Annotated in this window: 20 protein-coding genes; 8 read left to right on the forward strand and 12 right to left on the reverse strand. The window is 67.3% G+C overall.

What is annotated here, in order from left to right; all coding sequences use genetic code 11:
• Positions 1–139 precede the first annotated feature (139 nt).
• Both FDW83_RS06965 and FDW83_RS06970 read left to right on the forward strand, forming a co-directional pair.
• The gene (locus FDW83_RS06965) at positions 140–859 is read left to right on the forward strand and encodes a tyrosine-protein phosphatase (protein WP_240720881.1); all 720 of its coding nucleotides are present in this window, start codon (positions 140–142) and stop codon (positions 857–859) included.
• Entirely contained in the window at positions 856–2,892 is a 2,037-nt protein-coding gene (locus FDW83_RS06970) for a S1 family peptidase (protein WP_138136904.1), read from the forward strand. The genes FDW83_RS06965 and FDW83_RS06970 overlap by 4 nt, the downstream gene beginning before the upstream one ends.
• Before the next feature lie 33 nt (positions 2,893–2,925).
• On the opposite strand, the gene FDW83_RS06975 is transcribed toward FDW83_RS06970, so the two are convergent.
• On the reverse strand, positions 2,926–3,378 hold the full coding sequence (locus FDW83_RS06975; protein ID WP_138136905.1) for a PaaI family thioesterase: 453 nt from the start codon (positions 3,376–3,378) through the stop codon (positions 2,926–2,928).
• 137 nt (positions 3,379–3,515) lie between these two features.
• Here FDW83_RS06975 and paaZ point away from each other — a divergent pair, with 137 nt between their 5' ends.
• Both paaZ and FDW83_RS06985 read left to right on the forward strand, forming a co-directional pair.
• A complete protein-coding gene (gene paaZ / locus FDW83_RS06980; RefSeq protein WP_138136906.1) occupies positions 3,516–5,627 on the forward strand; it encodes a phenylacetic acid degradation bifunctional protein PaaZ in 2,112 nt (703 codons plus the stop codon).
• 84 nt (positions 5,628–5,711) lie between these two features.
• A complete protein-coding gene (locus FDW83_RS06985) occupies positions 5,712–6,107 on the forward strand; it encodes a VOC family protein (protein ID WP_138137110.1) in 396 nt (131 codons plus the stop codon).
• Positions 6,108–6,188: 81 nt separating this feature from the next.
• On the opposite strand, the gene FDW83_RS06990 is transcribed toward FDW83_RS06985, so the two are convergent.
• From FDW83_RS06990 to FDW83_RS07010, 5 genes are all read right to left on the reverse strand, one after another.
• Positions 6,189–6,491 (reverse strand): hypothetical protein, encoded by a 303-nt coding sequence (locus FDW83_RS06990; protein WP_138136907.1) that lies wholly within the window; start codon positions 6,489–6,491, stop codon positions 6,189–6,191.
• Between the two features lie 13 nt (positions 6,492–6,504).
• Positions 6,505–7,653, reverse strand: a complete 1,149-nt coding sequence (locus tag FDW83_RS06995) for a S1C family serine protease (protein WP_205754657.1) — start codon at positions 7,651–7,653, stop codon at positions 6,505–6,507.
• Positions 7,654–7,765: 112 nt separating this feature from the next.
• Complete coding sequence (locus FDW83_RS07000) at positions 7,766–8,404, reverse strand: TetR/AcrR family transcriptional regulator (RefSeq protein WP_138136908.1); 639 nt, start codon at positions 8,402–8,404, stop codon at positions 7,766–7,768.
• 74 nt (positions 8,405–8,478) lie between these two features.
• Positions 8,479–9,843 (reverse strand): phenylacetate--CoA ligase PaaK, encoded by a 1,365-nt coding sequence (gene paaK, locus FDW83_RS07005; protein WP_138136909.1) that lies wholly within the window; start codon positions 9,841–9,843, stop codon positions 8,479–8,481.
• 6 nt (positions 9,844–9,849) lie between these two features.
• Positions 9,850–10,317 carry a hotdog fold thioesterase gene (locus tag FDW83_RS07010; RefSeq protein WP_138136910.1) on the reverse strand — a complete coding sequence of 156 codons (468 nt, stop codon included), beginning with the start codon at positions 10,315–10,317 and terminating at the stop codon, positions 9,850–9,852.
• 249 nt (positions 10,318–10,566) lie between these two features.
• Between FDW83_RS07010 and pta the strand changes: the two genes are divergently transcribed.
• Positions 10,567–12,645, forward strand: a complete 2,079-nt coding sequence (gene pta, locus FDW83_RS07015; RefSeq protein ID WP_138136911.1) for a phosphate acetyltransferase — start codon at positions 10,567–10,569, stop codon at positions 12,643–12,645.
• A gap of 64 nt (positions 12,646–12,709) precedes the next feature.
• On the opposite strand, the gene FDW83_RS07020 is transcribed toward pta, so the two are convergent.
• Positions 12,710–12,997 (reverse strand): hypothetical protein, encoded by a 288-nt coding sequence (locus tag FDW83_RS07020; protein WP_138136912.1) that lies wholly within the window; start codon positions 12,995–12,997, stop codon positions 12,710–12,712.
• 211 nt (positions 12,998–13,208) lie between these two features.
• Here FDW83_RS07020 and FDW83_RS07025 point away from each other — a divergent pair, with 211 nt between their 5' ends.
• Positions 13,209–14,363, forward strand: a complete 1,155-nt coding sequence (locus FDW83_RS07025; RefSeq protein ID WP_138136913.1) for an acetate kinase — start codon at positions 13,209–13,211, stop codon at positions 14,361–14,363.
• A 105-nt stretch (positions 14,364–14,468) separates the two neighbouring features.
• Here the strand turns inward: FDW83_RS07025 and FDW83_RS07030 are convergent, their stop codons facing one another.
• The 4 genes from FDW83_RS07030 to FDW83_RS07045 are packed head-to-tail and all read right to left on the reverse strand — an operon-like array spanning position 14,469 to position 18,962.
• Complete coding sequence (locus FDW83_RS07030) at positions 14,469–15,665, reverse strand: NAD(P)/FAD-dependent oxidoreductase (RefSeq protein ID WP_138136914.1); 1,197 nt, start codon at positions 15,663–15,665, stop codon at positions 14,469–14,471.
• A 4-nt stretch (positions 15,666–15,669) separates the two neighbouring features.
• Complete coding sequence (locus FDW83_RS07035) at positions 15,670–15,876, reverse strand: DUF2945 domain-containing protein (RefSeq protein ID WP_138136915.1); 207 nt, start codon at positions 15,874–15,876, stop codon at positions 15,670–15,672.
• Between the two features lie 8 nt (positions 15,877–15,884).
• Entirely contained in the window at positions 15,885–18,287 is a 2,403-nt protein-coding gene (locus FDW83_RS07040; protein WP_138136916.1) for a hypothetical protein, read from the reverse strand.
• 6 nt (positions 18,288–18,293) lie between these two features.
• A complete protein-coding gene (locus tag FDW83_RS07045; RefSeq protein WP_171027473.1) occupies positions 18,294–18,962 on the reverse strand; it encodes a peptidoglycan-binding protein in 669 nt (222 codons plus the stop codon).
• Between the two features lie 279 nt (positions 18,963–19,241).
• Here FDW83_RS07045 and FDW83_RS07050 point away from each other — a divergent pair, with 279 nt between their 5' ends.
• The gene (locus tag FDW83_RS07050) at positions 19,242–19,694 is read left to right on the forward strand and encodes an SRPBCC family protein (RefSeq protein WP_138136917.1); all 453 of its coding nucleotides are present in this window, start codon (positions 19,242–19,244) and stop codon (positions 19,692–19,694) included.
• 117 nt (positions 19,695–19,811) lie between these two features.
• Here the strand turns inward: FDW83_RS07050 and FDW83_RS07055 are convergent, their stop codons facing one another.
• Complete coding sequence (locus tag FDW83_RS07055; RefSeq protein WP_138136918.1) at positions 19,812–22,034, reverse strand: S9 family peptidase; 2,223 nt, start codon at positions 22,032–22,034, stop codon at positions 19,812–19,814.
• Positions 22,035–22,586: 552 nt separating this feature from the next.
• Here FDW83_RS07055 and FDW83_RS07065 point away from each other — a divergent pair.
• Positions 22,587–23,009 (forward strand): Hsp20/alpha crystallin family protein, encoded by a 423-nt coding sequence (locus tag FDW83_RS07065; protein WP_138136919.1) that lies wholly within the window; start codon positions 22,587–22,589, stop codon positions 23,007–23,009.
• Positions 23,010–23,302 lie beyond the last annotated feature (293 nt).

Below are 23,302 nucleotides of genomic sequence, written 5' to 3' on the forward strand. Positions count from 1 at the left end.
ATCACCTCTGGGCAGGGTGCCTGTACGTGTACCGTACGCCTGGCCGAATGTGCCGTCACCGGCCGCGGCTACCCTTCTTTCATCCGGTTTTCCCTCATGTGACATGCGCCTCGCAGCACCCGTGTGGTTAGCTGTCCGGATGAAGAATCAGGGCAGGTCCATGGACTGGGATGGTGCTGTCAACGCCTGGCATGTAGCCGGCGGCGTCTATCGGATGGGACGCCGGGAATGGCTGACGGAGGCGGGCTGGCAACAGGCGTTCGACGACGGCGTCCGCACCGTTATTGACCTTCGCAACGCCGCCGAGGCGCGTCGGCGCGATACCGATCCGGTGGTGTCGAAGGCTGCATACGAAGGAATGACCGTCATAACGGCACCCACGGAGGAGCCCGGGGACCCGCGCTTCACAGAAATCACCGGCCCATACCTCAACGACCCCGCCTTCTACGCCGACAACGCCCGGATCTTCCCGGACAAACTCGTCGGAGTCTTCCAAGTGCTCGCAGCTGCAGCCGGCTGCGGCGGCGTGATCCTGCACTGTGCCGCCGGCCGTGACCGCAGCGGAATGGTCGCCGCAATGGTCCAGGACCTGGCGGGGGACAGCGACCGGGACATCGCCGAGGGCTACCGCCGTGCGGCCCGCGGCATCAACGAGCGTTACGGTACGCACGGTCCGCCGCATGACAGGGAGCGCTACCTTGACGACGCCGAGCTGGAACCCCTGCTCGAGCAGCGCGGAAAGGCGGTGGTGGAGTTCGTTCGCGCACTGGACACCCGGAACTACCTGCTGCGGAACGGCCTCAGCTCAGGTGAACTGCACGCCGTGCTCGCCCTCTGCGGGGCAGGGGGTGCCCGATGACGGCCCGCAACCTGCGCCGGTTTCTGTCAATGGGCGCCGTTGCCGGTGTGCTTGCCTCTTCTGCATACATCGCCGCGCCGGCTTCCGCCACCGAAGAACCGGGAATTTCTCCGACTCCCGGTACGGCTGCGTCCGACGGCGGCACGCGCCTTTCCGAGGCAGCGCTCGCGGATGCGGTGCAGCGCGATCTTGGCCTCAGTCCCGAGGAGTTCAGTGCCGCCGGCGAGCTGGGTGCCAGGGCGGCGGAAGCGGCCGTGCAGCTGCGGGACGTTCCCGGTTACGCAGGCATCCGGCTGGAAGCCGGACAGATTGTGGTGACGGGATGGGGCGCCGGGCTGTTCGACAAGGTGGCAGCGCTCGCGGTTTCGATCCCCGAACTGGTGGTGGACGCGCCTATGCCCGAGGCTAAGGCCGGGAACCTGGAAGACAGCGCTGCACCGGACCCGGCCGTCGGTTCCGAACTGGCCGTCAGTACGGAGCAGCTGTTCCAGGCGTACGTGCGCGAGGTCGGTGCGGAGGGCCTGCAGGCGGTGGTGTCCGCAGGCGGAAAGTTCGTGATCCGGACCGGCGGGATCAACACCCCCGAGTCCAGCTCCCATGGCGGTGACCCGAGCGCTCCTGCCGCAGGTCCCGGCAAGGTTTCGCCCGCAGAGTTCGTGGCCCGGTACGCCAACGTGGAGCTCGACGCCGGCACGCGCCTTGCCCCCGAAGCCGACGTTCCCGGGGGTGTCGGCTACATCGCCGACACCGGCTGGGTATGCTCCACGGGCTTCTCCGCCTTCGACCCCGCGGGCGTCCCGGCCGTTTTGTCCGCTGGGCACTGCGCTTCGGACGGGGAAGCGCAGACGGCGACGCTGGAGTTCCAGTTCAACCAGGTGGGCCTGCTGGGGCACTTCGGCTTCAGCCAGTTCGGCGGCCCGGGCAACTCCCGCATCATTGAGGACCCGCTGGACCCGAACAACCCGGCGAACGTGGGCACCGACATCTCCGTCATCGAGTCGTTGCGCTCTGACATTGATCCGCTTCCGGCCGCCAGCACCTGGGGTGACCCCTCTGAACCAGGACCGGACGTCAAGATTATCGGCAGCACGGATCCAGTGGTGGGAATGCCTGTATGCCGCTCGGGCCGGACCTCAGCCTGGTCCTGCGGGGCCGTCGATGCCGTGGGCATTTTTGTAGTTCCCGGCCCTGGTTATGCCTCGGACCCCACCGATCTGCGGGCGTTCCGGGGCTTCCTCTCCTACGCCGTCCAGTCCAGCGGCGGCGATTCCGGCGGGCCCTACGTCAGCGGCAACTATGCCGTGGGAACCCACGCAGCCGGGGACACCCCCGACGCAAACGGCAACGTGATCGAGAACTTCGCTGTCGCTGCCACCCTTAGTGAGAGCCTGGCTGTCCTGCCCGGCTACCAGCTGGAACTCTTCCTCAACAAGCCAACTGTCACCAGCCCTGCTCCGGGCGGTACCTACGAGCCGGGGCAGATTGTCAGCGGAACCATACCGGCCGCGCCGGCCTCCGCCATTGCTGCAGGATCCAGGGTCCGGATCACTGTCGAAAACGGCGAACCCTTCGAGGTTCCGGTGGATGCAGCCGGGAACTGGAGCTTCACGGCTCCCGGACCGCCGGAAGGCAACCAGGCATTGCGGTTCACCGCCGAGGCGGTCAACGGATTCAGCGCTTCGGGCATCAACAGCTTCGAGTTTCCGCCCGTGCCGAACGAGGCCCCCGCTCCGCCGGCTCCGGCACCGGACCCTGTAGAACCGCCTGCACCGGCACCGGCACCGGCACCGGCGGATCCAGCCCCTGCACCGCCCGCCGACTCCCCGGACGGAGGCGCCGCCGTCGTACTTCCAGCGGCCACGCCGCCCGCTGACCTCGCCCATACAGGACGCTCCGGCAATCCCAGGTATACCGGCGGACTCGCCAACACCGGGGCCAGCCCCCTGCTGCCGGCAGCGGGTGCGGCCGCGGCGGCGATCACGGTCGGGGGCGTCCTGATGGTGCTGGTCCGGCGGCGGAAGCGCAGCGGGTAGTGTCGACCGGGCTCAACCACCGGTGGACAGGGTCTATTTGTGGCGCCGCATCAGCAGATTGGTGATGCGGAGCGTGCAGAGCCGCTGGCCGATCTCGTTGGTGATGAGCACCTCGTGGGTGGTCAGCGTGCCGCCCAGGTGGATGGGCGTGGCCGTGATGGTGACCGTCCCTTCCCGCGCCGAGCGGTGATGGGTGGCGGACACATCCACGCCCACCGCCGTCTTGCCCATGGTGCTCGCGTGGAGGACGGCAGCCCACGAGCCCACGGCCTCGCCCACAGCCAAGGAGGCGCCGCCGTGCAGCAGGCCGAACGACTGCCGGTTGCCCTCCACGGGCATGGTGGCCACCACCCGCTCCACCGATTCCTCCACGATCTTCACGCCCATCTTCTCGTCCAGCTCGCCGAGCGTGATCTTCCACAGCTCGTGCTGAGTGGGGGCATGAGCCGGAGCAGGCTCGGGGGAGTTCGGAGTCGGGGCGCTCATGGGTCTCCTTCAGGTCTTTGCGGTCCAGCTTCTAGTGTGCGGCGCGGCACATTCATGTATGGTACTTATATTACCGAACGGCCGGTCAGTAATCATTGACGGCCTTTCTGCCCGCTTGTTGGAAGGACACGTCAACGATGACCACCACTGCCACCGCTCCCCAGGCCACGGTCGACACCGTGGAGACAGTACCCAGCTTCATCATGGACTCCTGGTGGACACCGGACGCCGGCTCGTCGGCTGACGCCGTCCACGTCCGCGATGCGAGCACGGGGGAGATCCTGGCCAAGGTGAGCACGGCGGGGCTGGACCTGCAGGCGGTCGTGGACTACGGGCGTGACACCGGCCAGGCGGAACTTGGCCAACTCACCTTCCACCAGCGCGCCCTCAAGCTCAAGGAACTGGCGCAGTACCTGCACGCCCGGCGCGAGCACTTCTACGCATTCTCGGCGCAGACCGGCGCCACCAGGATCGATTCCATGGTGGACATCGACGGCGGCATCGGTGTCCTCTTCACCTTCGGCTCAAAGGGCCGGCGCGAACTGCCCAACTCGCAGGTGGTGGTTGACGGGCCGATGGAGCAGCTGTCCAAGGACGGATCCTTTGTGGGCGAGCACATCTACACCCGGATCCCGGGCGTAGCCGTGCAGATCAACGCCTTCAACTTCCCGGTCTGGGGCATGCTTGAAAAGTTCGCGCCTGCGTTCATCGCGGGCGTCCCCACCATCGTGAAGCCTGCCACCCCTACAGGGTATGTGGCCGCGGCCGTTGTGAAGGCGATCGTCGAATCCAACATCCTGCCCAAGGGCTCGCTGCAGCTCATTTCCGGCTCCGTCCGCGGGCTGCTGGACGTGCTGGACTACCGCGACTACGTGTCCTTTACCGGTTCCGCCTCCACAGCATTGTCCCTGAAGTCCCATCCGAACGTGGTCCAGGGCGGCGTGCGTTTCACGTCTGAAACGGACTCCCTGAACGCAGCCATCCTCGGTCCTGACGCCGTTGAGGGAACCCCGGAGTTCGACGCTTTCGTGAAGTCAGTGGTCACCGAAATGACGGTGAAGGCGGGCCAGAAGTGCACCGCCATCCGCCGGGCCATTGTGCCGCAGGAGCTTGTGGGAGCTGTCTCCGCTGCTATCGGCAGGCGCGTCCAGGAGCGCGTCGTGGTGGGCGACCCCCGCGCGGACGGCGTCACCATGGGCGCCCTCGCCTCCGTGGAGCAGCTTGAGGACGTCCGCGCCGCCGTGCAGTCGATGCTCGACGCCGGGGGCGAGCTTGCGTACGGAACTCTCGATTCGCCGTCGGTCACCACCGCGGACGGCACCTCCGCTGTTGTGGCGGAAGGCGCCTTTCTGGCCCCGGTCCTCCTGAACTGGAACAATCCCGAGGCGGAGGCACTGCACTCACTTGAGGCGTTCGGTCCTGTTTCCTCGGTGGTCGGCTACAAGGACCTGGCCGACGCCGTCCGCCTCGCCGCCCGCGGCAGCGGTTCCCTGGTGGCCACCGTCTGCACCAACGATCCATCCGTGGCACGCGAACTGGTCACCGGGATCGCCGCCCACCACGGCCGCGTCCTGATGCTCAACCGCGAGGACGCCCGGTCATCCACCGGCCACGGCTCGCCTGTCCCGCACCTGGTGCACGGCGGGCCCGGCCGCGCCGGCGGTGGCGAGGAACTGGGCGGCATCCGCTCCGTCATGCACCATATGCAGCGCACCGCCATCCAGGGCTCGCCCAACATGCTTACGGCTGTCACCGGAATCTGGCACGCCGGGGCAGACCGCAACTTCACGCTCGAGACGGAGGGCACGCACCCGTTCCGGAAGTCGCTGGAGACGCTGCGGATTGGCGACGCCATCCGGTCCGACCTTCGGCAGGTCACCCTGGAGGACATCACCGCGTTCGCGAACTCCACCGGGGACACGTTCTATGCCCACACCAACCAGGAAGCGGCGGAAGCCAACCCGTTCTTCCCGGGCATCGTGGCGCACGGCTACCTGCTGCTGAGCTGGGGAGCGGGGCTGTTTGTTGAGCCCGCGCCGGGCCCTGTTCTGGCGAACTACGGCCTGGAGAACCTGCGCTTCATCACCCCGGTGGCCGCCGGCGATTCGATCCGCGTGACCCTCACCGCCAAGAAGATCACCCCGCGCGAAACCGACGAATACGGCGAGGTGGCCTGGGACGCCGTCCTCACTAACCAGAACGACGAGATCGTGGCCACCTACGACGTCCTCACGCTCGTCGAGAAGTAGCCTGTGCCGGGGGTTGAGCCTGTCGAAACCTGCGGCCGGGAGCGTAAAATTCTGCCCGTAGGAGGTGGCCCGATGACCCTGAGAATGAACACAGCCACAACCATCCTGCCAGTCGACGATGCAGCCCGCGCCCGCAGTTTCTACACCGAAAAACTCGGACTCCCGCACGTAGGAATGACAGACGATGGAAGCGAATTGCTCGGCAGCGACGGCGGCCCGATGCTGCAGTTGAAGCCGGTTTCCGACGGCAAGCACTCCGAACACACAGCCCTGAGCTTCGAAGTGACGGACATCGAGAAAACTGTCCGTGAAATGGAAGCCATGGGAGTGCAGTTCCAGGACTACGACCTGCCCAACCTGAAGACCGAAAACCATATCTGCACCACGAACTCAGAGAAGTGCGCGTGGTTCATGGACACGGAGCACAACATCCTGTGCGTCCATGAGAGCCTGGGCGGCAAGATGGAGTACCAGCTCTAGCAGCCAGGCAGCAAAACCGCAGGGGCGCCCCGGACGGATCCGCGGCGCCCCTGCGTCTGCCAGCCTGTCAGTGCAACGGGGTCAGGACTCGGCACCGCCGTGCAGGCCGTCGTCGCTGGCGTCGTCCTCGGGGCCGGTGCCGCGTCCGGAGGTCTGGTCCGAGAGGTCCATGTTGCCGCGGGCCTCATCCATCGTGGGGCCGCCGGCGGGCACGCTGTAGGTATCCGGACGGATGCCGTGGGCCTGCTCCTCGATCAGGGCCTGCTCCTCGCTGAAGCGGATCACGTTGGCCTCGTCGCCGGCGTCGCCGGGAATGTCCTCGCGGACCTTGGACGGGTCGGGCACAATGAAGCCTGCCTCTGGCTCTTCCTTGGAATTGCTCATTTTCCTTACCTTCCTATCGGGTGGTGGGTTCAGTGGGTCGCTCGGCCAGGTCCACCTTCACGTCCTCGGTCTGGTCGCCGCGTTTGACGGAGAAGGTGACGGTGTCGCCGGGGTTGCGGCTGCGCAGTTCTGCCAGCAGCCCTTCCGGTGCTGTGAGTTCCACGCCTTCCATGGACTCCAGCACGTCGCCGGGGCGGATTCCGGCCTCTCCCGCCGGCCCGTCCTCGGCCACGGCCAGGACCAGCACGCCGGCGCCCTGTTCGATGCCGAGCTGGTCAGCGATCTGGGCGGTCAGTTCGCCGGGAGTGAGGCCTACATAGGCGTGTTCCGCTGTACCGTCGGCCAGCAGTTCCTCGGCCACTTCCACGGCCGTGGCGGCCGGAATGGCAAACCCCAGGGCAACCGCACCGGCCGACGGCGGGATGTACGCCTCGCTGATGCCGATAATTTCGCCGCGCATGTTGATCACGGCGCCGCCGGAGTTGCCCGGGCTGATGGGCGCGTCGGTCTGGATCAGGTCAACGAGGGACAGGCTGTTGGAGGCCGAGCCCGGAATGGAGCGGTGGAGCCCGGAGATGATGCCGGCCGTGGCCGTGTTCTCGAACCCCAGCGGGGAACCGAGCACCACGGCGCCTTCGCCAACCTTGGGCAGGTCGGTCTGGTACGTCGGCTTCGGCAGCCCGGTGCGGTCCGCCTGCACCAGGGCAAGGTCGGTGACGGGGTCGGTGGCCCGGACCGTACCCTCAACGCGCTGCCCGTCCGCGAAGGCGACCTCAACGCGGGTGTTGCCGCGGATCACGTGCTCGTTGGTGAGGATCAGGCCGTCCTCCGAGTACACCACGCCGCTGCCCAGCCCGCCCTCGGTGAAGATGGTGACCACGGACGGTGCCAGGTTTTCCACCAGCTGCGGGATGCCGCCGGCAGCATCCGGAGCGGCGGGTGCGCCGGCCCCTCCGGTTGGCGGGGCGGAGGCGGCGGGGCTCGCGGCAGCGGTGTTCCCGGATGCGGTGGTTTCGCTGGGTGCCGGGGATCCTCCAGTGCAGGCGGAAAGTACGACGACGGCACTCAGGGCAGCTGCCGCGGCGGCGGTCCTGAACAGGCCGGGCCGCTGCGGCTGGCCCGGGTGCGGGCGGCGGCATCCTTGGGGGGCTGCCGGGCTCATTCACTACCTCCCTGCGGTGGTGGCTTTCTACCACCGTAACCGGGGTGCGGGGAAAATACCAAGCACACTTAGTATTTGCCGCGCTCAGCGGCGGGCGCGGCCGTGGCGGAGCTCAAGGGTGGCCGTGCAGTCCGTCGAACGCCATGGTGATCACGTCATCGGCCAACCGCTCGGGGGAGAGGGAGCCGCCTGGCTTGTACCACTCCACGATGGAGTTGATCATGCCGAACAGGAGCCGGGTGACGGTCCGGGGGTCGATGTCCTGCCGGAGCGAGCCCTCGTCCCTGGCCAGTGAAATGAGCGCTGCTACCTTGTGGTCGAATGTGCGCCGGCGCTCCAGCGCGTCCCGCTCGATCCCGGTGTTGCCGCGCAGCCGCAGCAGCAGCGTGACGAACGGCAGCCGGTCCACCAGGACGGCCACCGTCTGCCGGAGGACGAACTCGAGCCGGGCGTCCGCGGGGCCGGACGTCGCCTCCGGCTGTTCCAGGATGGCCTCCAAGCCGCCGAGCGCGTGATCCAGGGCGAGCTTGAGGAGGTCGCCCTTGGACGGCACGTGGTGGTAGATGGCCGACTTGGAGATGCCCAGGTTTTCCGCCAGGATGCCCATCGAGGTGGCGTCGTAGCCGTGGCGGTTGAAGACGTCCACGGCGATGCGCAGCACGGACTGCTGGTCGTAGCCGGGCCGGCCGCGCTTGGCTGTGCCATTGACGGCAGTGCCGGTGGTGCTGGAGGTTCCGGTGGTGCTGGGCATAGGTGCTAGTTTCTCACGAACGGTCGGTCGGCCCGGGCAGGTCCCGGGCCGGTGGGCCCGGGACCGCGGTTCACCTAGCCCTTCGGGCGGAGGTCGTAGATGCGGCGCAGCTTGCCGTTGGACCGCTCAAGCGAGCCCGGCTCCACAACGTCCACGGCACAGGAAGAACCCACGTGGATCTTGATCTGCTCCTGCAAGGTGCGTGCCGCCGTCGTGCCCTGCTCGGTGGTGACGTTGTCCCGCCGCTCGATCTTCACGGTCAGCTGGTCCATCCGCTGGCCCTCGGGCCGGGTGAGCTCGAGCTGGAAGTGCGGGCTGAGTTCGGGGATCCGGAGCGCGATCTCCTCGATCTGCGACGGGAAGAGGTTGACGCCGCGGAGGATGATCATGTCATCGCTGCGGCCGGTGATGCGGCCCATCCGGTGGTGCGCGGGGCGGGCGGTTCCCGGCAGGAGGCGGGTGAGGTCTTTGGTGCGGTAGCGGATGATCGGCAGCGCTTCCTTGGTCAGGGAGGTGAACACGAGTTCGCCGTGTTCGCCGTCGCCCAGGACGTTCTCCTTGCCCGCCACCGGGTTGAAGGGGTCGATGATTTCGGGGCGGAAGTGGTCCTCCCAGATGTGGCTGCCGTCCTGCGTCTCCACTGCCTCGCCGGCAACGCCCGGGCCCATCACCTCGGAGAGGCCATAGATATCGCAGGCCTTGAGGTTCATGGTGACCTCGAGCTCGTGCCGCATCTCCTGCGTCCACGGTTCGGCGCCCAGTACCGCGTACTTCAGTGAGGTGGAGGCGGGGTGGATGCCCATGTGCGCCATGGCGTCGGCGATGGTCAGCAGGTAGGTGGGCGTGCACAGGATGGCGTCCGGCCGGAAGTCCTGGATCAGCTGGATCTGGCGTTCGGTCTGGCCGCCGGACATGGGGATGACCGTGCAGCCCAGTGCTTCGGCGCCGGCGTGCGCGCCCAGGCCGCCGGTGAAGAGGCCGTAGCCGTAGGCGTTGTGGACCTTCATGCCGGGGCGGATGCCGGACGCGCGGAAGCAGCGGGCTACAAGCTTGGCCCAGTCGGCCAGGTCCTGCCTGGTGTAGCCCACCACGGTGGGCCGGCCGGTGGTGCCGGAGCTGGCGTGCACGCGGGCCACTTCGCTTTGCGGCACGGCGAACATGCCGAACGGGTATTCCTGGCGCAGGTCCTCCTTCGTGGTGAAGGGGAAGTTGCCCAGGTCGCTAAGTTCCCGGAGGTCGCTCGGATGGACCCCGGCGTCGTCGAACTTGCGCTTATACAGGGGCACGCGCTCGTAGGCGTAGGCAACGGTGTGCTGCAGGCGGCTCAGCTGGAGCGCCTCAAGTTCGTCGCGGGACATGGTCTCCTCGCGGTCCAGGCCTGGTGTTGCTGCGGATGTTGCCGTCACCGCGGCGGGAGTTTCGGGGGCATGCAGGGTCATGTTGTCCTACTTCTTGGGGATGGTGCGGCTGCGTCCGCGGAACTCGGCAATGAGTTCGCCGGGGGCGCCGGAGGGGGTGGATTCCGCCTGAAGGGCGTCGGCGGCAAAGATCTGGATGTCGTACAGGCCGCTGCGTCCTGCGCTGGAACGCCGGTCCGCGACGGCGGTGACCACCTGGCCGCGGTAGGCGGGCTTCAGGAAATTGATATCCACGCCCGAGGCCACGGTGATGAGGTTTTCTTCGCCGGGTGACGGGTGGATCGGGTTGCAGGCCAGTGCGAAGGCTGAGTCAGCGAAGGCGAAGATCATTCCGCCATGGGCCATGCCGAAGCCATTGAGCATCTCCTGCCGGAGGGTCATTCGGATGGTCGCGTGGCCGTCGCTCAGGGACAGGACCTCGATGCCCATCCATTCGGAGGCATAGTCGTTTTCCAGGATGGGATGGGGTGGCCCGGAAAGTGTTGTTTCACCCATGCGTCATTGCCTCCAGCTTTATTTACCGAATGTTCATTAGGTAATCCTATGAGGGGGTGCGGTGTCAAGGGCACGGCCGCGGCCCTGAACAGCCCAGTTTTAGGCAGTGAACAGTGCCGTCTTCCAGGCTCCCCGCGGTGTTGTCCCGGGGAAACCGGGCCAGTCTGGGCAGCGGGGCCCAATCACCGGAGCCCGCGGCCGAAAAGTGCAAGGATGGAGGGACCGGCACCAGACAGCAAAGGGCGGACCATGGCCAAAGGCATCTACGTCAGCGCAACCACACCCGGATCGGGCAAGTCCCTCGTGGCCCTGGGCCTGGCGGACACGCTGCACCGGCACGCGGACCGGATCGGCTTCTTCAAGCCCGTGGTCACCGGGCCCACTGCCGGGGACGACCCCATGGTGGCCCTGATTAAGTCCCGGTTCGCGCTGGAGGACGGGCGCTGCCGCGGCGGACTGACCTCGCAGGAGGTCAGGAGACTGCTGGCAGAGGGCAACCGGGAGGAAATTGACTCCCGCTGCGTGGAGATCTTCGCCGAGATGTCGCGGCTCTGCGACGTGGTGATCGTGGAGGGGACGGACCTCACCGGCCAGGACGCCGCCGTCGAATTCGACCTCAACGCCCGGTTGGCCAATAACCTCGCCGCGCCCGTGGTGGCTGTGGTCGGGGCCAAGGGCCGCACTGTCGAGGAGGCCGTGGCCGCCGTCGATGTTGCCCGGAAGGAGCTGTCCGCGGAAAAGTGCGCGCTGCTGGCCATCATGGTGAACCGCGCGGATCCCGACCTGGTGAACGGGATCGCCGCTGAAGTGAGGGTGGGCGCTTCCGGCCGGCCCGTCTACGTCCTGCCCGAGCTGGAGGAAATCGCGCGTCCCACCACGGGCGAGGTTGCCACGGCGCTTAACGTCCGGCAGATTGCGGGCCGGGCGGACATGGACCGCGACGTGAAGGACATCAAGGTTGCAGCCATGAACGTGGGCAACTTCCTGAACGTGCTGGACGAGGGCGCCCTGGTGATCGTCCCGGGGGACCGGGCGGACGTGATGGTGGCATGCCTGGCATCGTCGTTCTCCCCGGAGTTTCCAGTGGCGTCTGCATTGATCCTCACGGGCGGCCTGGCGCCGGACGCCAACATCTACCCGCTCCTGGCGCAGGCTCCGTTCCCGGTGTTCGCCGCCCCGGATGACACCTACACCACGGCGCGCCGCGTCTCGGAGGTCCGCAGCGAGATCTGGTCCGGGCACCGGCGGAAGGTCGCCTCTGCGCTGGGGTTGTGGTCCCGGAGGGTGGACGAGGCCGAGATCGTGGAGCGGCTGCACCTGCCGCGCGCCGAACGGATGACGCCGCTACGGTTCCTGCATGACCTGATTGAACGGGCCCGGGCGCAGCGGCGGCATGTTGTCCTGCCGGAAGGGACGGACATGCGGGTCCTCCGGGCGGCCGAGATCCTGCACCGCCGGGACGTCTGCGACCTGACCGTGCTCGGACCCGAGTCGGATGTCCGGGAGCTGGCGGCCGCCCGCGGCATCGACCTCACGGGCATCAACGTGGTGGACCCGGCAACCTCGGACCTGCGGCAGAAGTTCGCTGAAAAGTACACGGAACTGCGGGCACACAAGGGCGTGGACCTGGCCAAGGCGCTGGAGATCATGCAGGACGTGAGCTACTTCGGCACCATGATGGTCCAACTGGGGGTGGTGGACGGGATGGTGTCCGGCGCAGCGCACACCACGGCGCACACCATCCGCCCGGCCCTGGAGTTCGTGAAGACCCGCGAGGGCGTGAAGATCGTGTCCTCGGTGTTCCTGATGCTGATGCCGGACCGTGTCCTGGTCTACGGCGACTGCGCCGTGAACCCGGATCCGAACGTGGAGCAGCTGGCGGACATCGCACTGGCCTCGGCGGAGACCGCTGCCCAGTTCGGCGTGGAGCCGCGGGTGGCCATGCTGTCCTACTCCACGGGCGGCTCGGGCTCCGGCGAGGCGGTGGACGAGGTGCGGCAGGCCACTGAACTGGTGCGTGCGCGCCGACCGGACCTCGCCGTGGAAGGCCCTATCCAGTACGACGCCGCCGTGGACGCCTCCATCGCCGAGTCCAAGATGCCGGGCTCCTCGGTAGCCGGGCAGGCCACCGTGTTCATCTTCCCGGACCTCAACACCGGCAACAACACGTACAAGGCGGTGCAGCAGAGCTCAGGCGCGGTGGCCGTGGGACCGGTGCTGCAGGGGCTGCGGAAGCCGGTCAACGACCTGTCCCGCGGCTGCACGGTGGAGGACATCGTCAACACCGTAGCCATCACGGCGATCCAGGCGCAGGCGCCCCTTTCGTAGCTGCGGCACGCAAAGGACGACGCCGGCACCCAAGCCGGGTGCCGGCGTCGTCCTTTGCGTGCCTCTAGCTGTTGTCCGGCTTGGCCAGGCTCTCCTCGTCCTCCTGCTTGGCCGGCTCGTCAGAGAGACCCTGCGGCGTCAGGTCCAGGTCCTCAGTGTTCCCGGGCGCCTGCGCCGCTTCCCCTGTCTCGCTGGCTTTGGGCTTACCGGTGTCATCCAGGGCTGGATTGGCGCCCTCGACGCCGGTTGGGTCCTTGGGCCCGGAATCCGGCTGGGCGTTCAGCGGGGCGGTGCTGCTGGATCCCGTATTCGTGGGGTCGTTCTCGTCAATGGAAGCGGGCTCATTCGTCATGGAAATGTCCTCTCGCGGGTGGTCCAGCCTGTCCGCCGACTGTAGGCACAGCCCGGCCGGATCCGCAAGGAACCCCGACGCCTCCGCAACCTGCGAGATGGCACTTAACGGCAGTCCCGGCGTCGGGCGTTGCCGTTGGACGCCAACTCGGGGAGCAGCGCAGCCGCTAGTGTGGGACTGAACCGCAGACGCAAGGCTCAGGAGGCCCCACATGCTCGTGCTCGTCATCAACTCCGGCTCGTCCTCGCTCAAGTACCAGGTGCGCGACGTCGCGGCCGGAACGGTCCTCACCGAGGGGCTGATCGAGAAGATCGGCCAGGGCAACGGGGGCGACGGCGACGGCGAGATCGTGGGCCCGCGCGACCATGCGGAGGCGCTGGAGCAGGTGGACGCCGCGATCCATGAGGAGCTCGGCGACCTGCAGCTGGGCGCCGTGGGGCACCGGGTGGTCCACGGCGGGGAGCGGTTCGCAGAGCCGGTCCTGATCGACAACGAGATCACCCGGGCCATCGAGCGGCTCAATCCGCTGGCGCCGCTGCACAACCCGGCCAACGTGCTGGGCATCCGGGCCATCAGCACGAAGTGGCCGGACATGCCGCAGGTGGCGGTGTTCGATACCGCGTTCCACCGGAGCTTGCCCGAGCATGCCTGGCGCTACGCCGTCCCGGATGAGCTGTACACCAACCACGGCATCCGCCGCTACGGCTTCCACGGCACCTCCCATGAGTACGTCACACGGCAGGCCGCGTCCGTGCTGGACATCCCGGTGGAGGAATTTGACGGCGTCATCGCCCACCTGGGCAACGGCGCCTCCGTCACGGCGATCCAGGGCGGACGGTCCGTGGACACGTCCATGGGTTTCACGCCGCTGGAGGGCCTGGTGATGGGCACCCGCTCCGGCGACCTGGACCCGTCCATCCTGGTCTTCCTGGGCCGGGCGGGCTGGACCCCGGAGGACATCGACACCATGTTGAACCGGGAATCCGGGCTTAAGGGCCTTGCCGGCAACAACGACATGCGTTCCGTGGTGGAAGCCGCCGAGGACGGCAACGCCCGGGCCGCAACCGCGCTCGCCGTCACGTCCTACCGGCTGGCCAAGTACATCGGCGGGTACCACGTGGCGGTGGGCGGCGCCAAGGCACTCGTGTTCACGGCCGGCATCGGCGAGAACTCGCACCAGTTCCGTGCGCTGGTGGCGGACCGGCTGGGCGCCCTGGGCATAGAGCTCGACGGCGCCCTGAACATTGGGCGGTCCAACGAACCGCGCGTCATTTCCACGCCGCAGTCCGCCATCCCCGTCCTGGTTGTCCCCACCGACGAGGAACGCGCCATCGCAGAGGCAACAGCCGCCGTCGTCAGCGCCTAGTAACCCCCGCCCACCAGAGTTTTTGTCCAGATATGCAGACTTAACCCGCCCGGAAGCCTGCATATCTGGACAAAAACTACAAGCCCAGACTCAATCAGGGAAGGCCTACGCCCGGCCCTTGAGGATCAGGTTCCAGTAGATCTGCGGGAACAGGTCCCGGTCGATCACCCAGGACAGCTTGCTCTCGTTCCAGGTCGGGACGCGGGGGATGGTGGGCATGGGCCGGTAGCGGTCGTCGAACTCGGCGAACACCACTGTGTCGCGGGAGACCGTGAACGGGCACACCGAGTAGCCGTTGTACTTCTCCGTCAGCGGCTTGCCTTTCCGCGCGGCCACCAGGTTCTTCGCCAGCACCTTGGTCTGCTTGCGCAGCGCGCCGCCGGCCTTGGAGTTGGTGGTGCCGGCGGCATCGCCCAGGGACCAGACGTTGGGATACCGGAGATGCCGCAGCGTCTGCCGGTCCACCTCCACGAAGCCGCCCTTGTCCCCGGCTGCGGGCAGGTCCGTGGCCTTGAGCCAGTCCGGGGCGGACTGCGGCGGCACCCCGTTGAGGACGTCATAGTGCAACGACTCCTCGTCCCCTGTTTCCACGTTCCGGACGGTCGCCATCTGCCGGTCGGCGTCCACGGAGACGAGCTCGCTGTTGGTCCACAGCTCAATCCCGTACTCAGCGATCTTCCGGTCCAGCTCCCGGTCCACTTCCGGAACCCCGAACACGGTGGGGTACGGCTGGACCATCACCACCCGGATCTTGTCCAGGACGCCCTGTTCCCGCCAGTAGTCGCAGGCCAGGTACATCGGCTTCTGGCTGGCCCCGCCGCATGTGATGGGGCCGGCGGGCATGGTGAACACTGCGGTGCCGGACGTCAGCCCGCTCAGGAGCGTCCAGGCCTTGGGCGCCAACTCGAACTCGTAGTGCGAGGCGCCGTGCGGCGAGTGCACGGCCTCCTCCAGGCCCGGTACGGCGTCCCAGTCGTACTGCAGCCCCGGGCACACCACCAGCTGCCCGTAGCCCAGGGTTGACCCGGACGCGAGCGTGACCGTGTTGGTGTTCGCGTCCACGTCCACGGCGCTGCCCCGGATCCACGTCACACCCTTGGGCGTCACCGAATCCTGGCTGCGCACCGCCTCCTTGGCGGACGCCCGTCCACCCGCAATGTGCGAGAACAGCGGCTGGTACAGGTGGTGGTCCTTGGGCTCGATCAGTGCCACGTCCTTGACGCCATACCGCTCCAGCCGCGCCGCAAGCGCAACCCCGGCGTTGCCGCCGCCAATGATCACCACCTCGTGCTGGCCGGCCACGCCGCTACTTCTTCTCGGTCAGGGCGGACGCCTTGTGCGCGGCGCGGGCACCGGTCTTGGCCGATTCCACCACGTACTGCGGTTCGTCCTCGCTGGCCCGGTGGGTGTGCCCGTCCAGTTCGAAGTCGCTCGTCCTCTTCTCCACGATCTTGCCGTGCGTCTTGCCCTGCGGAGTGTTCCATTCCACGGAGGTTCCCTTGCTCAATGACATTTGTTCTCCTAGCTGGGGTTTACGGTGGGTTGGGGCTCCACGGCGGGGGCCGTGCCCCCAGTATCCGCCGTGGGCAGCGGCGTCTCAATGGGGGCGTACGACGGCGGCGCGGTGCCTCCCGCGGGCTGGGTGGCCGGTGCCGTGGCCGGGGCGGTCCCTGCCGGGGCAGGTGCGATCCCTCCGGGCTCAGGTGAAGCCGGAACGGCAGGGGCTTCCGTCGGGGTGGGCGCAGGCGTGGCCGGAGCCGCGGAATTCGGGCTGCCGGCGGTGCCCGGATCTGCCGTGATGACGGCAGTGATCTGCTCCTTGTAGGCCGCGAGGCGGGCCTGGATCTCGGAGAGCGGCACGTTCTGGAGGTTCCGTCCGTACTGGGCTATTTCAGTCCACAGCGCGTTCAGCTGCGCCAGGCTCTCCTCTCCCAGCGGGCCGTCCAGGGTCAGGACCAGCTGGCTTGCCAGTGCGTAGGCCAGGCAGTCAACGCAGTTGTAGTTGGCCGCCGCGGACAGGTTTTCCGGAACAACAACAGCGGCTTCGCCAACCACCAGGACAACCTGGAAACCCACGGCGATCGCGGCGCAGCCCGTGCAGCTGGCGAAGGCGTAGGCCTCGTTGCGGGTGTCCACCGGTCCGCCGTCCTCGGCCCACACCAGGGCAAAGGCCACGCTGTAGGTCACGGAGTTGTCGGTGGTGTTCACGGCCAGCGCCTGGTTGCCGCCCTTTTCCGGGGCCAACGGCCGGTCGAAGGGGAAGACCCAGGACGGTGCAGCGTCTGAGGGCCCGGTTGCGGGGGCGGCCGAACCGGCCGCAGGAGCCCCGTCCTCCACCGGCACCAGCACCATGGCCAACTGCGGGTTGTCCCGGGTTGGCGTCGCCGCGCCTTCCGGCCACAGGGCAATGGTCCTGCCGCTGCGCCCTTCCTGGAGGACGGTGCCGGACTGCGGGAGAAGGGACGTGGTCGCGTCCGCCAGCGTCCCGCGTTCGTAAGGCTGCACCGGACGGTACGTCCCGCCGTCGGGCCACCATGCCCAGGCCAGCCCGGCAAGAAGCGCCGTAACGGCACCCATGGCGGTGATCCGTTTCAGGACGCTGCCGCGGCTCTTCCGCCACAGTCCCGTGACCAGCTGGCGCAGCAGCCTGAGCAGGATGTACAGCATGCCGAGCATGGGCAGCGCGACGGTGACGATCGCCAGTACGCGCACCGCGGCACCGGCAATGTCCCCGGCGGACAGGCTGGCGGCGAACTGTTCCTGCTGGCTGGCCACGCTGTCCCAGGCCGTGGCCAGCAAACGCGGGAGGGCCAGCACCATCATGGCCAGGCTGAAGAGCAGCAGCGGCACGGTGACCAGGACCCAGAGGGTCACAATGGCGCGAGCCCACGGCTTGAGGACGCGGCCCTCCGGCTTGCGCCAGTTCCACGGCAGCAAACCGAGCAGGGTGGGCTTGATGCGCTGGAACAGGTCCGGGACGCCTGTGGCGTCTGCCAGGATGTGGTAGCCGTCGAACCTCAGCAGGGGGAGCAGTTGCCGGACCATCTGCAGGATCTGGGTCACCACCACCAGCAGCAGGGCATCAAAACCGGTGGCCCACCACAGCCCCATGATGGTGACAGCCACGATCGCATTGAAGTAGAGGCCGCCGAGGTCCGTGCGGAGCCGGCCGCCGCGGCCCAGCCGGTAGGAGTCTGTGACATCGGTGAAGAAGGCCGGCCAGACGAGGTAGATTCCGGCGCCCATTGCGCCCGGGGTGGCACCGCCCCGGCGTGCTGCGGCGGCATGGCCGAACTCATGGAAGCCGGCCGAGAGGATGGTGATGGCAAAGATGAGCAGCAGCAGCGACGGGTTGGCGAACGCCTCGTGCGTGGCAGACCCCAGGCCCTTGACCATCAGCACCCACCAGCATGCCGCCAGGAAAACCGCTGCCACCGCCACCACGATCAGCGGATTGAAGAGCACCGCGAACGGGGCAGTGATCCGGCGGGTCCGCTCCGGGTCGGTGACGGTGTAGCGGAACCGCATGCCCAGGAGCGGATCGGCCTTTCGCACCTCAGGTTCCGAGCCGTCGGCCAGGCGCAGCAGTCCCATAGGCAGCAACTGCTTGTCCATCAGCGTGCGCACATTGCCGGGGCTGACCAGCCGCCCCGAAACGCGGCTGACGTGCTGCGCGATGCCGTCGATGCTCCGTGTCCCGTCCGATGCGTCCAGCACCAGGTACAACAGTTGCGTCAGCTGCAGGGTCTGGCCGTCCCCACGGCGCACCAGCGAGGGCGGTTCGCGGTAGCCGGAGCCTTCGGATTGGCCCAGGAGCTGGACTCCTGTTGCCCGCACAGGATGCTGCTGCGGGTGCTCGGCAGGGGAGGCAGGGGACGACGGCGGGCCGGGCTCGGGGCGCGGCCCGCCGGTGGCATGGCTCATTTGCGCTTACTGCTGCAGGTCGGACTGCTGGTCCGCGCTGGCGTTCGCTTCGCCCTCGATGTTCTGCGAGATGATGGCGTCCTGCTCGGCCACCGCGTAGGCCTGGCTGTCGATGGAGCCGATGTTCGCGGCAACAGCAGCGTCGATCGGCGCCGCAACGTTCGCGTTGGCGGCAACGGCGCCGTTGATGGGAGCGGCGATGTCGGCGTCGGCGTCCAGGTCCACGTTGACGTTGAGCAGGTCCCCGTCCAATGCGGCGGCCGGATCGGTGGGCAGCGCGCCGACGTCGGGGAGGCCACTGCCGGTGGTGCCGTCAGTGGTGCCGTCCGTCGCAGTGCCGTCGTCAATGGTGTCGTTGCCCTGGTCGATGGTGCTGTCCTGGGTGGATTCAGCGTTCGCGTCGGCCGTGATGCCCTGTTCGATCACAACGCCCTGGTCTGCCAGTGCCTGGGCATCGGAGCCGAAGGAGAGGATGTTGGCCGATGCAGCGGCGTCGATCGGCGCGGCCACGTTCGCGTTCGCGGCAACCGCCAGGTCAATGGGTGCCGCGGCGTCGATGCCCAGGTCCAGGTCGGCATCCAGGTCCAGGACCGAGGCAACTTCCTTGTCCGGCAAGGCCGTTGCCTGCTCCGAAAGCAGTTCGTCGTCAGTCAGGGGACGCATCTCGTGTTCCATGCTTCAGCAACCTCCGGGGTGGCGCGGGTTGACCTGCCCCCAGCGGGCAGCCCGGCGCCAGACAATAGTAAGCATGATTAGCTTTTTTGGGACAACCCTTTCAAACCAGATAGTTGCACCGTCAGTGTCGTTTTCGGAGCCCGAAATGGCACCTAAGGCACAATCGATGTGCGCGCCAATCCCTTGATTGACAGGTACTGGAGGGAGGTCCAAGCTGGCGATGTCCCTACCAGCCGGTGCAGCCGCGCCGGTGACAGGTGTGCTTCAAAGGAGGACCCGATGCCTGTTGTAGAAGAAAACGTTGTCATCGCCCGGCCACCGCAGGAGGTCTTTGATTTCCTGTCGAAATTCGAGAACATCGCGGTCTACGATTCCTCGGTGATGTCGTCCGGGCAGGTCGGGGACGGCCCGCTTGGAGTGGGATCGCGGGGAAAGGGCACCAGCAAAGTCATGGGGCGGCAGTTCGATTGGGTCGTCGAGATTAGCGAGTTCGACCCGCCCCGGCGGATGGTATCCCGATCGGTGGAGGGCAAACTCGACTTCACCATTACGTTCACCCTTGAAGCGTCCGATGGCGGCACCCGCGTCACACAGCGCATAGAGGCCGGGTCCGGGCTCGGCGGGATCTTCGGCAAGCTTGCTGATTCCATGGTGGAGCGGGCCCAGGGCCGGACCGTCCGTGCGAACCTGGACACCCTGGCCGAGTGGCTGGCGGACCACCCAAGTACCTGACGGCCGCTGCCTGCCCCTCCCACGCGACGCGAAAGGGGGGAGTGCGACGGCGGGACGCGCCCGCCGGGAGTGCGACGGCGGGACGCGCCCGCCGTCGTACGTTTCCTATGCGGGGGGCTACTTCAGGCCCGCGCCGGGCAGCAGTTTGGTGGCGCCAAGGGAATCGGCGATGAACGCATAGTCCCAGGCCCGCTCGCGCCACTGCACGTACCGGCCGGAGGCGCCGCCGTGGCCGCCGTCCATCTCGATCTTCATGAGGATCGGCTCGGACCCGGTGGTCTTGTTCCGCAGTTCCTGCACCCACTTGGCCGGCTCCACGTAGAGCACGCGGGTGTCGTTGAAGGACGTGACGGCGGCGATCTTGGGGTAGGCGGCCTCCCGCACGTTCTCGTAGGGGGAGTAGGACTTCATGTACGCGTAAACCTGCGGGTCCGTGATGGGGTTGCCCCATTCCTCCCACTCCAGTGCGGACAGCGGAAGGTTGGGGTCCAGGATGCTGGTGAGCGGGTCCACGAACGGCACCTGCGCCACGATGGCGGCGTACTTTTCCGGTGCCAGGTTGGCCACGGCGCCCATCAGCAGGCCGCCTGCGGAACCGCCCAGTGCTGCAATCCGGGCCGGGTCCACCCAGCCGGAGCCTGCCAGCCAGTCCGTGGCGGCGATGAAGTCGGTGAACGTGTTCTTCTTGGTGAGCTTCTTGCCGTCCTCGTACCAGTGCCGGCCGAGCTCGCCGCCGCCGCGGATGTGGGCGATCACGAACACGATTCCGCGGTCCAGCAGGGAGAGGCGGGCGACGCCGAAGCCCGGGTCCATGCTCACTTCGTAGGAGCCGTACCCGTAGACCAGGCCCGCCGCCGTCGAGTCCTGTTTGACGGCCTTGTGCCGCAGTACGGAGAGCGGGATCCGGGTGCCGTCCGCGGACGTCGCCCATTCCCGGGTGGCCACGTAGTCGCTGCCGTCGTAGCCGCCCAGGACCGGGCTCTCCTTGCGCAGGAGCAGCTCGCCGGCGGGACGCTCCGGCGTAGGCAGCACGAAGTCGTACACCCGGGACGGGGTGAAGTAGGAGGTGTAGCCCAGGCGGATGACGGGGGCCTCGTAGTCGGAACCGCCGACGCCGGCGGTGTACAGCTCCTCGTCGAACGCCGGTTCCACCGGTGCCTGCTGGGCCGGCGTGCCCAGCCCGGCCAGGCCCATCACCTGGACCCGCTCGATGGTGTCCTTGCGGATGGAAATGATGAGGTGCGTGGAGGTGACGCCGGCGCCGTTGACACGGACATCGTCCGAATGCGCGACGACGGTCTGCCACTGCTGCTCCGCCAGCGGCTTCTGCAGTTCGTCCGGGTCCGCCAGCGAGACCATGGAGTTGATGGCGCCGCGGTTGTGCGTGATGAGGATTTTTTCCTGGCCGTCGAGCAGGAAGGGCTCGGCCTCGTAGAGGACACGTTCGTTGCGCGAAATGACAGTTGTGACCGCCTGGGCGGGATCGTCGAAGCGGAGCAGCCGGGTCTCGCTGTATTCGGAGCAGCCGATGCCCAGCACCAGGTGGCGCCGGTCTGCCGAGAGTTCGAAGCCGAGCCACATGGCGGCGTCGTCCTCCTGGTAGATGACGACGTCCTCGGTGACGGGGGTGCCCAGGACGTGGGCCTTCACCTGGTACGGGCGCCAGGAATCGTCCACCACGGTGTAGAAGATGCGGGTGCCGTCGGGGGAGAACGAGACGCCGTAGAAGACGTTCTCGATGATGTCCGGCAGCAGTTCGCCGGTGCGGAGGTCCCTGATCCGGAGGGTGAAGCGTTCGTCGCCGGCATTGTCCACCGCGTAGGCGTAGAGGTTGCCGTCCACGGTCACGGCTGTGCCGCCGATGGAGAAGAACGGCTTGCCTTCCGCCTCGACGTTGCCGTCCAGGAGCACTTCCTCGCCGGGAATCGCGACGCCGGGCTCGACGGCGGGCGGGGTCCAGTCGGCGATCCTGTCCCCGGTGTCCGCTGCCCTGACCCGGCACTGGATGCCGTACTCCTTGCCCTCCACCGAACGGCTGTAGTACCACCAGTCATCCTTGCGGTGCGGAACGGACAGGTCGGTTTCCTGCGTGCGGCCCTTGATCTCCTGGAAGATGGCCTCGCGGAGCGGTTCCTGGTGCGCGGTGACGGCTTCCTGGTAGGCATTCTCTGCCTTCAGGTGCTCCACGACCTCGGCCGATTCCTTGTCCCGCAACCACTCGTAGTGGTCCACGAACGTGTCCCCGTGGTGCGTCCGTTCGAGGGGGACCCTCTTGGCCACGGGCGGGGCGGCCTTTGGTGCGGACGTGCTGGCGGAATCCTGCAACGGAGTGGAGGTCATGCCCTCAATATATCCACCGGCCCCGACAATAGCCGCGGCCGTTCGCTACCGGGGAAGCCCGGGACGGGATGCCCTAGTCGCCTTCAAGAGGCAGGCGTATTGTGTTCACCGCAAGGCACATCCGCCACGCGTGAGAGGGGAATCTTATGACCATCCCGCCAGTGCACGAACCAGAACCGTTTCCGCCGGAACCGGGACCGGAACCAACACCGACGGATCCGACGCAGCCGCAGCCCGGCCACCCGTCCCCCAATCCGTTCCCCGCGCCGCCTGCTCCCGGCCCGCTGCCCGTGCCGGATCCAGGGCCCACGCCACTCCGCCCGGACCCCACCAGGAGCTGATCGGAACTACGCAAAAGGGGCCTTTCACAAGCCGTGGAAGGCCCCTTTTCCATGTCCTGAAGGCCCCTGGGAAGACTCAAAAAATTCCAAAAAATCCTTGCCGGACCGCTTGCAGACCTGCTTCCGCAGTGCTAAAAAATCTATATCAGCCAATACAGATCGGCTGATACCGAAAGACAGTGTTGGACCAACTCTTACGAGGAGGGAAGCCATGTTGATGCGAACCGATCCGTTCCGCGAGCTGGACAGGCTGGCCCAGCAGGTCCTCGGAACAACAGCGCGCCCGGCGGCGATGCCCATGGATGCGTGGCGTGAGGGCCAGGAATTCGTCGTAGCGTTCGATCTGCCCGGCGTGGCGGTGGATTCCGTGGATCTGGATGTGGAACGGAATGTCCTGACGGTGCGGGCCGAGCGTCCCGATGTCACGGGCAAGGACACCGAGTTGATTGCCTCCGAGCGGCCGCGCGGCGTGTTCAGCCGCCAGCTGATCCTCGGCGACACCCTGGATGTCGAGAACGTCAAGGCATCCTACGACGCCGGTGTCCTGACGCTGCGGATCCCTGTCGCCGAGAAGGCCAAGCCGCGCAAGATCGAGATTGAGACGAAGGGGGCCAAGCAAGAGATCGCTGCCTAGGTTCCCCTGCAGGATCGGGACGTCGGGCCAATCTGTTGACTGCCTATTTGGGCGGGTTGCCTTATGTGCACGCCACAGCGCCAGACAGCGCACCGGCAGCGTGGGCCTGAACTTCCCGATGCGGTGGCCCCCGGCTTCGGCCGGGGGCCGTCCAAGTTACCCGCCGGGATCCCTTGTTTGCGGCGGTATCCCGGTGTAGAACAGGTTTACCGGGAGGATCCGAACGCGTTGTATCTGCCAGTTTTGGGCGGTTTGCCTTCATGGAGCGCCACAGCGCCGGTAGCGCATCGGCA

It is taken from the genome of Pseudarthrobacter sp. NamE2, assembly GCF_005796205.1.
In the GTDB taxonomy this organism is placed as follows: Bacteria; Actinomycetota; Actinomycetes; order Actinomycetales; family Micrococcaceae; genus Arthrobacter.

Bases quoted from the DNA above. Each gene is read 5' to 3' on its own strand.
- FDW83_RS07035 (WP_138136915.1), bottom strand. From the start codon at position 15,876: ATGTCATTGAGCAAGGGAACCTCCGTGGAATGGAACACTCCGCAGGGC.
- FDW83_RS07045 (WP_171027473.1), bottom strand. From the start codon at position 18,962: ATGGAACACGAGATGCGTCCCCTGACTGACGACGAACTGCTTTCGGAG.
- FDW83_RS07010 (WP_138136910.1), bottom strand. From the start codon at position 10,317: ATGGGTGAAACAACACTTTCCGGGCCACCCCATCCCATCCTGGAAAAC.
- FDW83_RS06985 (WP_138137110.1), top strand. From the start codon at position 5,712: ATGAACACAGCCACAACCATCCTGCCAGTCGACGATGCAGCCCGCGCC.
- FDW83_RS07055 (WP_138136918.1), bottom strand. From the start codon at position 22,034: ATGACCTCCACTCCGTTGCAGGATTCCGCCAGCACGTCCGCACCAAAG.
- FDW83_RS07065 (WP_138136919.1), top strand. From the start codon at position 22,587: ATGTTGATGCGAACCGATCCGTTCCGCGAGCTGGACAGGCTGGCCCAG.
- FDW83_RS07020 (WP_138136912.1), bottom strand. From the start codon at position 12,997: ATGACGAATGAGCCCGCTTCCATTGACGAGAACGACCCCACGAATACG.
- paaZ (WP_138136906.1), top strand. From the start codon at position 3,516: ATGACCACCACTGCCACCGCTCCCCAGGCCACGGTCGACACCGTGGAG.
- FDW83_RS07025 (WP_138136913.1), top strand. From the start codon at position 13,209: ATGCTCGTGCTCGTCATCAACTCCGGCTCGTCCTCGCTCAAGTACCAG.
- FDW83_RS07040 (WP_138136916.1), bottom strand. From the start codon at position 18,287: ATGAGCCATGCCACCGGCGGGCCGCGCCCCGAGCCCGGCCCGCCGTCG.
- FDW83_RS06995 (WP_205754657.1), bottom strand. From the start codon at position 7,653: ATGAGCCCGGCAGCCCCCCAAGGATGCCGCCGCCCGCACCCGGGCCAG.
- FDW83_RS07000 (WP_138136908.1), bottom strand. From the start codon at position 8,404: ATGCCCAGCACCACCGGAACCTCCAGCACCACCGGCACTGCCGTCAAT.
- FDW83_RS06975 (WP_138136905.1), bottom strand. From the start codon at position 3,378: ATGAGCGCCCCGACTCCGAACTCCCCCGAGCCTGCTCCGGCTCATGCC.
- pta (WP_138136911.1), top strand. From the start codon at position 10,567: ATGGCCAAAGGCATCTACGTCAGCGCAACCACACCCGGATCGGGCAAG.
- FDW83_RS07050 (WP_138136917.1), top strand. From the start codon at position 19,242: ATGCCTGTTGTAGAAGAAAACGTTGTCATCGCCCGGCCACCGCAGGAG.
- FDW83_RS06970 (WP_138136904.1), top strand. From the start codon at position 856: ATGACGGCCCGCAACCTGCGCCGGTTTCTGTCAATGGGCGCCGTTGCC.
- FDW83_RS06965 (WP_240720881.1), top strand. From the start codon at position 140: ATGAAGAATCAGGGCAGGTCCATGGACTGGGATGGTGCTGTCAACGCC.
- paaK (WP_138136909.1), bottom strand. From the start codon at position 9,843: ATGACCCTGCATGCCCCCGAAACTCCCGCCGCGGTGACGGCAACATCC.
- FDW83_RS06990 (WP_138136907.1), bottom strand. From the start codon at position 6,491: ATGAGCAATTCCAAGGAAGAGCCAGAGGCAGGCTTCATTGTGCCCGAC.